Source organism: Streptomyces sp. YS-3, assembly GCF_045257485.1.
GTDB lineage: Bacteria > Actinomycetota > Actinomycetes > Streptomycetales > Streptomycetaceae > Streptomyces.
This window is the reverse complement of the sequence record NZ_JBJHPC010000171.1, coordinates 1-12486: the sequence shown is the minus strand read 5'-3', so window position 1 is coordinate 12486 and position 12486 is coordinate 1. Positions and strand designations below refer to the sequence as shown.

The following is a 12486-nucleotide window of genomic DNA, read 5'->3' as shown; positions in this document are numbered from 1 at the left end:
GGTATGGAGGGAGGGCCGCGAGCCTGGCCCCACTCCGCGGGACCTGTCCGGCCCCGCCGGTGACTATGTGGTCGGCGGCCCCTTTTCCATCCCGCCGGGATACCCCCGGGATGCGTCCTCGATTCGATGCGGACAGGCAGCAATATCGGCTACGCATACAAGTCGGCTATCCGTAAAAGACCGGTCTCATTATCTCTCCCGTACGGGACTTACGCCCCCTGGAGGCGGCCTGATGCAGCTGTGAACTGCATCCTTGTCTTCGATTCGGAAATTTGGTCGAGGGGTGGAATCCCTTGGCCATGATTCCTTGGGAGGGCAATTTATTCACCCTCCGCGGTGGTGGCGCGAATGCCGAGCGAGGGGGATTCTGGGCCTCGAAAATCTCGTATGCCATCGGAAGGTTCTCCTTATGTCAGTTGATTCCGACCAGGAAGTGCGCGCCGGGGACCTTCCCCGTCAGCAGAGTCTCGGTACGTCGGCAGCGCGGAATCTGGCGACCACCACCAAGTCCGTGCCGCAGATGCAGGAGATCAGCTCCCGGTGGCTGCTGCGGATGCTGCCGTGGGTGCAGGTGAAGGGCGGTACGTATCGGGTGAACCGGAGGTTGTCCTACGAGTTGGGGGACGGCCGCGTCACGTTCGTCCAGACCGGCGGCCGTGCCGAAGTCATCCCGGCCGAGCTGGGAGAGCTGCCCGTGCTGCGCGGCTACACGGACGACGCCGTGCTGAGCGAGCTGGCGAGCCGTTGCGAGCAGCGCGAATACCCGGCCGGCACGGTACTGGTCACCGCCGGGGACCCCCAGGACATGGTCTTCCTCCTGGCACACGGCCGAGTGCAGAAGGTCGGGGCGGGCCCCTACGGGGACGAAGCGGTTCTGGGGGCGCTCGCGGACGGCTGCTACTTCGGGGAAGCGGCGCTGACAGGGGACTCGGTCTGGGAGAGCTCGTACAGGACCGCCACTGCCTGTACGGTCCTCACCCTGTCCCGCGCCGACGTCGACAACCTCGCCGAGCGCGCCCAGTCGCTGCGCGCCCACCTCGACGGTGCGGCAACCGTCCCGCAGCAGCGGACCAACAAGTACGGCGAGGCGGCCATCGACCTGGCCGCGGGCCATGTCGGCGAGGCCGTCATCCCGCACACGTATGTCGACTACGAGGCCTCGCCGCGCGAGTACGAACTCTCCGTCGCCCAGACCGTGCTGAAGGTCCACAGCCGGGTCGCGGACCTCTACAACCAGCCGATGAACCAGACCGAGCAGCAGTTGCGGCTCACGGTCGAGGCGTTGCGCGAGCGTCAGGAGGACGAGCTGGTCAACAACCGTGAGTTCGGCCTGCTGGCCAACTGCGACTACGGCCAGCGCCTCCAGCCCCACGACGGCGTGCCCAGCCCCGACGACATGGACGAACTGCTCTCGCGCCGCCGCGGCAGCAAGCTCTTCCTCGCCCACCCGCGCGCCATCGCCGCCTTCGGCCGCGAGTGCAACAAGCGCGGCCTGGTCCCCGAGAGCATCGACGTCGCCGGCAACCGCATCCCGACCTGGCGCGGAGTGCCGATCTTCCCGTGCAACAAGATCCCGGTCAGCGACGCCCGTACGACCTCGATCATCTGCATGCGTACCGGTGAGGACGAGCAGGGCGTCATCGGACTCCGGCAGAGCGGCATCCCCGACGAGATCGAGCCGAGCCTGTCCGTGCGGTTCATGGGCATCAATGAGCAGGCGATCATCTCGTACCTGGTCACCGCCTACTACTCGGCCGCGATCCTCGTCCCCGACGCCCTCGGCGTCCTGGAGAACGTCGAAGTCAGCCGCTGGCACTGAACCGGCGGTACGACCGCATCGCAGAGGCGGCCGGGCCCGGGCCGTGACCGGGCCCGGCCGCCCGTGCGACTCCGGCCCTGGACGCGGGTCCAGGTGGCACCGGCGGCATGATGAGCAGAAGCAGAGGAACACCCATGTCCCAGTCATTCGTTCTGCCGGACTTCTATGTGCCCCATCCGGCCCGGCTCAATCCGCACGTGGAGGCCGCCCGTACGCATGCGCGGGCCTGGGCCCGCGAGATGGGCATGCTGGAGGGGTCCGGGATCTGGGAGCAGAGCGACCTCGACGCGCACGACTACGCCTTGCTCTGCGCATACACGCATCCGGATTGTGATGCCGAGGCGCTGGCGCTGGTGACGGACTGGTACGTGTGGGTGTTCTTCTTCGACGACCACTTCCTGGAGGAGTTCAAACGGACCCAGGACCGCGAGGGGGCGCGGGCGTATCTGGACCGGTTGCCGGCGTTCATGCCGATGGACCTCGCGGACGGCTTCCCGGCGCCGGCCACCCCGGTGGAGGCCGGGCTGGCGGATCTGTGGGCGCGGACCGTGCCGAACATGTCGCACGCGTGGCGGGAGCGGTTCGCGCTGAGCACGCGGAACCTCCTCAATGAGTCGATGTGGGAGCTCGTCCACATCGACGAAGGGCGGGTGGCCAACCCGGTCGAGTACATCGAGATGCGGCGGAAGGTGGGCGGTGCCCCCTGGTCGGCGGGGATCGTCGAATTCGCGGCCAGCGCCGAACTCCCGGCGCCGGTAGCGGGCTCCCGGCCGCTGCGCGTGCTGACCGACGCCTTCGCGGACGCCGTCCATCTGCGCAACGACCTCTTCTCCTACCAGCGCGAAGTGGAGGACGAGGGGGAACTCAGCAATGGCGTCCTGGTCCTGGAGACGTTTTTGGACTGTACGACCCAGGAGGCGGCCGAAGCCGTCAACGACCTGCTGACCTCCCGGTTGCAGCAGTTCGAGAACACCGCGCTCACCGAGGTCCCGAACCTCTGCCTGGAGACGGGGATCGGCCCCGAGGAGTGCGCGCGGATCGGGGCGTATGTGAAGGGCCTTCAGGACTGGCAGTCCGGTGGCCATGAGTGGCACATGCGCTCCAGCCGGTACATGAACAAGGAAGCTGCCGAGCGGCGGTCGATGTTCGCCGGGGTCCTGGGCACGTCGGCCGTGGACGTCAAGGCGCTGCTCGGGCGCTCCGCCCAGGCCCGGCTCCGCAGCCATACCCAGGTGCTCAACCGGCATCGCGGCCCGTCACTGCTGCCCGACTTCGCCATGCCCTTCCCGGTCCGCTCCAGCCCCCACCTCGACCACGCGCGCCAGGCCTCCATCGCCTGGGCCGGGCGGATGGGGCTCCTCGACGACATCTGGGACCTGGAGAAGCTCACCGGCTACGACCTCGCCCTGTGCTCGGCCGCCCTCGACCCCGACGGCACCCCCGAGGAACTCGAACTGAGCGCGGAGTGGCTGACCTGGGGCACCTACGGCGACGACTACTACCCTGTCGTCTTCGGGCGCATCCGCGACCTCACCGGCGCGAGGCTGTGCACCGAGCGACTGCTGGCGTGCATGGACTGCGTAGAACCCGCCGCCGGGACTGCCGGGGCCATCAACCCGATCGAACGCTCCCTGGCCGATCTCTGGGAACGCACCACGACCCCCATGCATCCCGAACAGCGTGCGGCATACCGCGACGCGGTGGCCGGCATGGTGCAGAGCTGGCTGTGGGAGCTGCACAACCAGGCCCAGCACCGCATCCCGGACCCCGTCGACTACATCGAGATGCGCCGCAAGACCTTCGGCGCTGATCTCATCATGAGCCTGTCCCGGCTGGGACACGCGGGGAAGCTGCCGCCCGCCGTGCACGAGAGCGGTACGCTGCGGGCGATCGAGAATGCCGTCTCCGACTATGCCTTCCTGGTCAACGACGTCGTCTCGTACCAGAAGGAGATGCAGTACGAGGGCGAGCTGCACAACATGCTTCTGGTGTTCCAGAACTTCTTCGCCTGTGACTACCCCACCGCTCTGCACATCGTCGACGACCTCATGCGCGCCCGTATGGACCAGTTCCAGCACGCTCTGGGGCACGAGCTGCCCGCACTCGCCGACGAACTGGACCTCACCTCTGGCGAACGCCACCTCCTGGACGCCTACATGGACGAGCTCAAGGACTTCCTTGCCGCCGTCCTGCACTGGCACATCAGCGTGCGGCGCTACCGGGACGCCGATCTGCCCGCGGCCCTGCCCAACAGCGGTATCTCGTACGCCACAGCTACCCAGGGCGGACCCATGCCCTCGCTCGACTGGATGGTCCCGACCGGCCTGGGCACATCGGCGGTCCGGCTCGGCCACCACTGAGCGGGGGAAGGACAGGGACCACTTCCGTAACTGACCACGCGCAACGAGGGCCGGCCGGGCACACAGCCCGGCCGGCCCTTCACGGGCGGTGGTGGTCAGGTCCGGTCGCCCGACCGCTTCCCGTGAGTCGTGGTGCCGTGAGACGCACTCCGGCCGCGGACCGCCTCCGTCTGCTCCTCGTCTTCGTCCCAGGTCAGCGGCAGACGGTGAACACCGTAAATGGACATGTCGTCGCGCATCCGGATCTCGCGCACCGGCTGCGCGAGACGGAGGCTGGGGAACCGCCGGAACAGTTCCCCGAGGGCGATCCGCATCTCCAGCCGCGCCAGCTGTTGGCCGGTGCACTGGTGGATGCCGAACCCGAAGCCCAACTGCCCATGTGCCGCGGCGCTGGAGATGTCCAGTGTGTCCGGGGCGGGGAAACGCCGTGCGTCCCGGTTGGCCGCCACCAGGGACACCGTCACGACCTGACCGGCCTTGATGACCTCGCCGGCCAGTTCGACGTCCTCCAGAGCGGCCCGGGTGGGGCCCGCGTGGATGATGGTCTGGTGCCGCATGAGTTCTTCCACGGCGTGTTCCGCAAGTGTGGGATCGGTACGGAGCCGGGCCAGCTGATCAGGGTGTTCGAGCAGGGTGAAGACGCCGAGGGACAGCATGTTCGCGGTCGTCTCGTGGCCCGCGACGAGCAACGTGATGCCCATGAACGTCACTTCGTCGTCGGTGAGGTCGCACGTCGTGAGGTAGCCGAGCAGATCGTCGGCGGGCGCGGTGCGTTTGGTCAGGACCAGTCGGCGCAGCCGGTCGTAGAGCGAGCCCCAGGCGCGGCTGGACGCCCCGACCTCCGCCGTCAGGTCGAACAGGGTCGCGCTGTCTCTCTGGAAGCTCTCGTGGTCCTCGTACGGAATGCCGAGAAGATCGCAGATGACCCGCGAGGGCAGCGGCAGCGCGAACGCCTCCACCAGATCGACGGGAGGCCCCTGCTCGGCCATCCGATCCAGTAACCGGCTCACGATCTCGGTGATACGCGGTTCGAGCTCACGCATGCGCCGCACGTTGAAGTACGGAGCCAGCAGCCGCCGGTAACGGGTGTGATCGGGCGGGTCCATGCGGCTGAACAGCCCCGGAGGGGTGCGTGACGCCTTCGCCTCGGCGCGGGGCAGCGGGATGGGGGAGTGGCGCAGGTCGTTGCGGTTGCTGAAGCGGAGGTCGCCCAGCACGGCCTTCGCCAAGTCGTAGCTGGTCACCAGCCAGCCCTCGTGGCCGTCCGGATAGATCATGCGGGCCAGCGGGCGCTCCTCCCGGAGCTGGGCGAGCTTGGCCGGTGGCGCGAACGGGGACTCCCGTTCCAGCGGAAGCCCCCGCAGCCCGGCCGCCGGCGTCTCCGTCATGTCCTGCACCGTCCTTCGGCTGTGAGCGTGTCGCCCGGATGCGGCGGTCCGGTGGGGCTCAGCACTGCGGGCGACCGTGTCGTACGGGTGATCGGATCGGCGTTAGAAGGGCGTCGTGGCGCTCACGGCTCGGTGACCTCGACACCCAGCTTCTCGCCGTTGCTCCGCCGCTGGGCGTAGACCTCTTCACGGAGAGAGTCCATCTGCCGCAGGGCGTCCTTGCGTTGGCGCTTGTCGAGGCGGTCGAGATAGAGACGGCCGTTGAGGTGGTCGGTCTCGTGCTCCAGACACCGGGCGAAGTATCCGGTTCCCTGGATGACCAGCGGGTTGCCCTCGATGTCCGTTCCGTGCACCACCACGCGATCCGGGCGCAGGACATTTTCGCGGGCCCCCGGCACAGAGAGGCAGCCCTCCACCTCGTCCAACAGGTTGCGGTCACCGGGTGTCTGCTCGGTGATGACCGGATTGACGAGGTGGCCGACGTGCCGCAAGCCGTTGTCGTCGTGGCAGTCGTACACGAACAGCCGGATACCGACCCCCACCTGGTTGGCCGCAAGACCAGCGCCCTCGGCGATGTACATCGTCGTGAACATGTCGTCGACGAGGGTGCGGAGTTCAGCGGTGCCGAATTCCTGAACCGTGCGGCAGGGTCTGCTCAGCACGTCTTCGCCCACCACGGTGATACGCCGGTACTTGCCGCGCTTCGACTCGGGGGCGAGGTCGGGATACGCGTCTACCGGAGTTCCCTGGAGCCGGACCCGGCGGTCCGTCGCAGCGGTTGCCTCTGTGGACACCGTTCATCACCTTTCATCACGGAAACCGAGATCCGACAGGTTCATTCCCATTCGTCTGTGCGGCCGGCCCACCCGCCCGGCTCTGTCGGCCGCGTCAGATCCATGGAAGGGACTTCGATCCCGCTCGTGCACGCGAAGTACCCCGGACAGCCTATCGTCTACGTCCATCACCGCGGCGGGCGCGCGCCACAGCACAACTGCCGCCGCATGCACGGGAGATGACCGTCACTTCGTGGACAACCCGGGGGGCGGTCTGCGAAGCTGGCACCTCGTTGGGTCTGCCGGCCCCACCATCAGGAATGACGCGTCCAACAGTGCCCCTTTGGGAGGGTTGCGTTCCGTGCCGATATCCGATTCCGCCGTGGCCGCCGTCAGTGAGACTGTCACCAGGGTCATCTCCGAGGTACTCAAACAACCGGTCGCTTTGACGGACAATCTGCTGGAGCTGGGCGTCGACTCGCTCGTCGGCACCCGTATCGTCGTCAATCTCCGCTCCGAACTCGGAGCGGATGTCCCCCTTCTGCTGCTTTTCGAGAACCCGGTGCTCTCCGACTTCGTGGATGTGGTGGCGGAAGTCGTCGAAGACCCGCACGGCTGATCCCCTCTCCGAATCGTCACGACAGGGGAGGCGAGATGTGGGGGAGCAAGCCTGCTGCGCCGCTGACGTTGGCACAGGAGTCGATCTGGCTGGAGCAGTTGAGGCATCCCGACCGGCTGAACGCGGGGTTCTTCTTCGTCACCATCAGCGGTGCCGTGCGGGCCGAGAGCGTGGCGTCGGCCTGCGCCGCCGTATGCCGTCGCCATCCGGAGCTTCGCGGCACGGTCGTGGACCGGGACCAGCGCTACTGGTTCCAGATCAACGACCTCGATGACGTCTTCGAGTTCGAGTCGGTGGCCCTGCCGTGCCCTCCCCTCGGTGAGCGAGAGGCGACACGCACCTGGTTTCTCGCCCGGCGTCCGCTGGAATGGGATCTGACGTCCCGTGCCCCGATCCGGCTCATCCTGCTCGACCATGGCGGGGACCGGCGGACCCTGGTGGTGGTCGTCCATCACATCGCCTTCGACGGCCGGTCCAAGTTCGTCTTCGCGCGGCAGTTCAGCCAGGCCCTGCGTGAGGCCCGTGAACATGGTGGCGGGGCCGCCCCGGACTGGGAACCCGCCGCGCCCCTCACGGACCCGGACGAACTGGACGAGGCGGCCCTCGCGGCGGCGACACGGTACTGGCAGGACCGCGATCTGCCGTCCTTCCCCAGCCTGGTGCTGCCCCGGCCGGACCATGCGGATCCGGCACCGGGAATGGCCGCGACACCGCGGTTCGAGCTGCCCGAGTCGCTGTTCGACCGGCTCGGAGCCGTCACGGCGAAGGCGGGAACCTCGTTCTTCTCGGGGCTGCTCGCCGCCACAGCCGCCCATCTCGGCCGCTACGGAAACGAACAACTCGCGCTGTGCATCCCGGCCGACACGAGTACCGAGGCCACCCGCGACCGGATCGCGATGCAGGTCAGCATGGTTCCGTGCGCGATCACCCTGGAGCGGGGCGCCACCTTCCGGGACACTGTCGCAACCGCGGGGCGCGCCATATCCGACGTCGACCGGTTCCGGCGGGTCCCGTTCCACCTGCTGATGCGCGAACTGCGCAGAAGCTACGGAGCCGACGTCGGCGCGGGCGTCTTCGACCGGCTCGGCGTGTCCTATCCGCGGGTCGCCGCCGACGTCGGGCAGGTGCCCGGTCTACGGCTGGACTGGGAGTTCTTCGCGCCGAACTCCTCGCAGTCCTTCCAGACCACGCTCCAGCTGCGCAAGACCCCGAACGCCGTCTTCGGACGCCTCGACTACACGATTCCCGTCTTCGACGCGGACACCGCGCAGGAGTTCATCGACGGCTGGTGCCGGACCCTCCACGAGGTGCTCACCGACCCCGACGCGCCGGTGGTGCGGCGTGCGGTCGCCGGGCCCGGGTTCCAGGCGTCCAGGGAAGCCGTGCCCGCCTCCGGGAACGGCACGGCGGTGGTGGCGGTGGAGCGGTTCCTTCCCACCGAAGACCGGCACGCGTACGTGAAGGCGGGCGGCCGGGTCGTCCTCGTGCTCAACCACCCCCGGGCGGGGACGGTCGCCTGGGGTGAGTGGCAGCCGGACAGTGAGACCTCCGACTCCGCGCTGCCCCTGCCCCACGTCGCCCGGGCGTGGCGTCCCGTCGTCGTCACTCACGATCACCGGGAGCTGCCCGCGCGTACCCCGGGTCTCCTCGTCCTCCGCCCGGCCGGCGGGGGAGCCGATCTGGAGACCGGGTACCGCGCCCGCATCGACGGGCGGGGACGCCTGTGCTACCTGGGACCGGCCGAGCAGGCCGCCGACCTGGGCGGCCGGCTCCTCGAAGGCGCGCAGGCCGAGCGTCGCGTCGCCGCCCTGCCGGGGGTGCGGGACGTCGCCGTGGTGCCGGGGCGGGACGCGGCCGATCCAGCCCCGGGCGTCCTGCTCGTACCCGTGAACCCGCCTGACGCCGAGGCCGTACGGAAGTGGCGTCGGCAGGTGCTGCGGGTGTGGCCCCCGGACGCACCCCGGCCCACCCATGTCGCGTTCGCCGACGAGCTGCCGCGGGACGAGGCGGGGAGGCTGGACGTCGCCCGTGTCCGTGCGCTCTGCCGTGACGCGGCCCAGGCATCGGGCCGGTCCCCGGCTCCTGGTGCTCCGTCCGTCCACTGAACCGTCCGGCCGGGCTCCGTGCCCCCGCTCTTCCTCCAGGAGTCACTGTGTGCGGTATTGGCGGCATCATCTCCTTCACCACGGACCTCTCCGGGCGCGACCGGACCGCGGACGAGTTCGCCGCGGCGCTGCACGACCGCGGTCCCGAGTCCGGCGGACGCTGGCTGGGGCGGCACGCGATGCTCGTCTTCACCCGGCTCGCGGTGATCGACCCCGTGGGCGGCGGCCAGCCGATGGTGGGCCGCAGCGCCGCGGACGGCGGCGACCGCCCGGAACCGGTCGTCCTGGCCTACACCGGCGAGATCTTCAACTTCACCGACCTGCGGCGGGAGTTGACCGGGCGTGGCCACCGTTTCGCGACGGACAGCGACACCGAGGTCGTGCTCCGCGCCTTCGAGGAATGGGGGCCGGCGTGTGCCGAGCGGCTCCGCGGGATGTTCGCGTTCGCGGTCTGGGACGCGGCCGGTGAACAGCTCCACCTCATCCGTGACCGGTTCGGCATCTACCCGCTCCACTACACGCTGACCGACGAGGGGTTCGCCTTCGCGTCGGAACCCAAGGCACTGTTCCGTGCCGGCCAGGTGCGGCCGGTGGTCGACCGCGACGGGCTGCGCGAACTCCTCGGATACACGCCCACCCCCGGCCTGACCGTCTTCAGGGACGTGCGGGAAGTGATACCGGGCGAGATCGTGACGTTCGGGCGGAACGGTGTGGCGCGCCGCCGCTACTGGACCCTGCCGGCGCGCACGCACTCCGAGAGCCTGTCCGACACGGTCGCCACGGTGCGGGAGATCCTGCACGACAGTGTGCGCCGCCAGGTGGTCTCCGATGTCCCGCTCGGTGTGATGCTCTCCGGCGGCCTCGACTCCAGCATCGTGTCCGCGCTGGCCGACCGCGAGATCGGCGCCGCGGCGGGAGGGGACCCGCTGCGCACCTTCTCCATGGAGTACGCCTACAACCTGGCCAATTTCCGCAGCGACGAGATGCACGAGTCCCCCGACAGCCCGCATGTGACCACGATGGTCGAGCGTCTGGGTGCGGAACACCGGGAACTCCTGGTGACCACGGACGACCTGATGGACCCGGCGCAGCAACTGGCCGTGGTCCAGGGCATGGATCGCCCGATCATCGGTCTGGAGACGCATGTGGCCTTCCGCCGGCTGGCGGCGCAGATGCAGCCGACGGCGACCGTCGCCCTGTGCGGGGACGGCGCGGACGAGCTCTTCGGCGGCTACATCTGGTTCCAGGACCCGTGGTACGTCAAGGCGGCGACGTTCCCCTGGATCGGGCCGTTCCACGGCATGGAGATGCACTCGGGACTCATCGACCGCCGGCTCTACAAGGAGCTGGACGTGCCCGGTTACATCGACCAGCGCTACCGGGAAGCCGTGTCGGAGACCCCGCTGACCGGGGAGGAGAGCACGCAAGACCGCCGGATGCGGGAGATCACGTACCTCAATCTCACCCGCTACCTGCGCACCGTCCTGGACCGCCGCGACCGGATGGGGCAGGCAGGGCCCCTGGAGGGCCGGGTGCCCTTCGTCGACCATGTGCTGGTGGAGTACGTCTACAGCGTTCCCTGGGCCATGAAGAACCTGGAGGGCAAGGAGAAGGGGCTGTTGCGTGCCGCGATGGGCGACCTGCTCCCGGACAGCATCGTGCGTCGGGCGAAGTCGCCGCTCCCGACCGCGCAGGACCCGGCCTACCGCCAGTTGCTGTGCAAGCAGCTGCAGGAGATCAGTGAGGACCGGGCGGGCGGTCTCTCCACCGTGCTGGACGCCGACCGCGTCAAGGCGGTGCTGACGGATCCGTCCCAGGGACTGGGCGCCGGTGTCAACCGGCCGAGCATCGAGGCCGCGGTCCAGCTGCACTACTGGGTGACCGAGTGCGGCGTGGAGTTCGACCTGTGACGCTCTCGCACGCCCAGGAGCAGATGTGGTTCCTGCACCAGATGGAGCCCTCGCCCGCCTACACGGTGCCGGTCGCCTACGACATCACCGGGCCGCTGGACGTGGACGTGCTGTGCGCCGCGCTGCAGACGGTGGTCGACCGGCACGAGATCCTCCGCACGGAGTTCGTCGACGTCGACGGGCAACCCACGGCACGGGTGCATCCCCCCACGCCGCTGCCCTGCCCCCTCGTGGAGCTCACCTCGGGCGAGCCCGAGCTGCGCGAGGCCCTGAAAGCGGCGTGCGCACAGCCGCTCACGCTGGACGGGCCGCACCGCATGTCCGCCCGTGTCTACCGGCTGACCGGCGAACACCACGTCCTGTTCCTGATGTTCCATCACATCGCGGTGGACGGGATGTCCGTGCAGTGCCTCCTGGACGAGGTGCAGCGGTACTGCGGGTCCGGCGGTACGGGCGCGCCGCTCCCGCCCGCACCGCAGTTCGCCGACCACGTCAAGGCCGAGCGCGCGGCGGACAGCGACCCAACGTCCGACGACGCCCACCTGTCGTACTGGCGCACCCGGCTGGCCGGTGTCGACGAGGTCACCCTGCCCGCGGACCGGCCGCGCCCGACCGGCACGGCGACACACAGCGGCCGACTGCTGCGGCATGATCTGCGGCCCGGCTTCATGGCCGCGGTGGAGGGCCTGGCGGTGCGTGAGAGGGTCACGCCGTTCATGGTCCTGCTCGCCGCCTTCGCCTGGACGCTGGGCCGCACGACAGGCAGTACCGACATCCCGGTCGGCGTGGCGACCTCCAGCCGGGCCAGTGCCGAATCGTTCGAGACCGTCGGCCTGTTCGTGAACATGCTGACCGTCCGGAACCGGATCGACCCCGCTCTCACCTTCCGCGCGTTCCTCCAGCAGACGCGGCAAAATCTCCTGGCCGACCTCGAACACCGAGAAGTCCCGTTCAGCCAGGTGGTACGGGTCATCCGGCCCCCCCCGCCGCCGAGGGGCGAACCCGCTGTTCAACGTGGCCATGGGCTACGAGCGCAGAAGACCGGACCAGAGTCTGTCGCCGGGAGTGGGTTTGCGGCCCCGGGACGTGCGTGATGTGGCGACCGGCCGCGTCAAGTTCGACCTCGACGTCCAGATCTCCGCGGCCAAAGAGGACTCGGTGCTCTACGTCGAGTACTCCAGCGACCTGTTCGACCAGTGGCGGATCGAGCAACTCCTGGACCACTTCGAGCACATCACGGCGACAGCCGTCGCCGACCCCACGCTACCGCTGCACAAGATTCAGCCGACCGGTCAGGAAGCCCGGGACGACCTCATCGAGCGGCTGACCGGACCCGAGCGGCCGACACCCGCCGCCCTCCTGCACGAGCTGTTCGAGCAGCAGGTGCGCGTCGCCCCGGCACGTGTGGCCGCGGAATGCCCGGACGGCACGGTGTCCTACGCCGAGCTGAACACCCAGGCGGACGCCGTTGCCGAGAAGCTGCGCCGCGCGGGGGTCCGGGCGGGGGAGCGG

9 protein-coding genes are annotated in these 12486 nt (G+C 69.1%); 7 read left to right on the top strand and 2 right to left on the bottom strand.

All coding sequences use genetic code 11. The features are described 5' to 3' along the window. Positions 1 to 409 precede the first annotated feature (409 nt). Positions 410 to 1819, top strand: coding sequence for a family 2B encapsulin nanocompartment shell protein (locus ACJA3G_RS16405; RefSeq protein WP_406553725.1), 1410 nt, complete (start codon positions 410 to 412; stop codon positions 1817 to 1819). Positions 1820 to 1953: 134 nt separating this feature from the next. Next, entirely contained in the window at positions 1954 to 4179 is a 2226-nt protein-coding gene (locus ACJA3G_RS16400) for a terpene synthase family protein (protein ID WP_406553724.1), read from the top strand. Positions 4180 to 4274: 95 nt separating this feature from the next. Here ACJA3G_RS16400 and ACJA3G_RS16395 read toward each other — a convergent pair whose 3' ends face one another. Next, positions 4275 to 5567, bottom strand: a complete 1293-nt coding sequence (locus ACJA3G_RS16395) for a cytochrome P450 (protein ID WP_406553723.1) — start codon at positions 5565 to 5567, stop codon at positions 4275 to 4277. 122 nt (positions 5568 to 5689) lie between these two features. Further along, on the bottom strand, positions 5690 to 6361 hold the full coding sequence (gene def / locus ACJA3G_RS16390; protein WP_406553722.1) for a peptide deformylase: 672 nt from the start codon (positions 6359 to 6361) through the stop codon (positions 5690 to 5692). A 361-nt stretch (positions 6362 to 6722) separates the two neighbouring features. On the opposite strand from def, the gene ACJA3G_RS16385 reads away from it, so the two are divergent. From ACJA3G_RS16385 to ACJA3G_RS16365, 5 genes are all read left to right on the top strand, one after another. Next, positions 6723 to 6959, top strand: a complete 237-nt coding sequence (locus tag ACJA3G_RS16385; RefSeq protein WP_406553721.1) for a phosphopantetheine-binding protein — start codon at positions 6723 to 6725, stop codon at positions 6957 to 6959. Between the two features lie 35 nt (positions 6960 to 6994). Further along, complete coding sequence (locus ACJA3G_RS16380; RefSeq protein ID WP_406553720.1) at positions 6995 to 9064, top strand: condensation domain-containing protein; 2070 nt, start codon at positions 6995 to 6997, stop codon at positions 9062 to 9064. 47 nt (positions 9065 to 9111) lie between these two features. After that, on the top strand, positions 9112 to 10974 hold the full coding sequence (gene asnB, locus ACJA3G_RS16375; RefSeq protein ID WP_406553719.1) for an asparagine synthase (glutamine-hydrolyzing): 1863 nt from the start codon (positions 9112 to 9114) through the stop codon (positions 10972 to 10974). Further along, the gene (locus ACJA3G_RS16370; RefSeq protein ID WP_406553718.1) at positions 10971 to 12068 is read left to right on the top strand and encodes a condensation domain-containing protein; all 1098 of its coding nucleotides are present in this window, start codon (positions 10971 to 10973) and stop codon (positions 12066 to 12068) included. The genes asnB and ACJA3G_RS16370 overlap by 4 nt, the downstream gene beginning before the upstream one ends. Next, on the top strand, positions 11995 to 12486 hold a 492-nt coding region (locus tag ACJA3G_RS16365), incomplete at its 3' end, for a condensation domain-containing protein (RefSeq protein ID WP_406553726.1). The genes ACJA3G_RS16370 and ACJA3G_RS16365, both read left to right, overlap by 74 nt.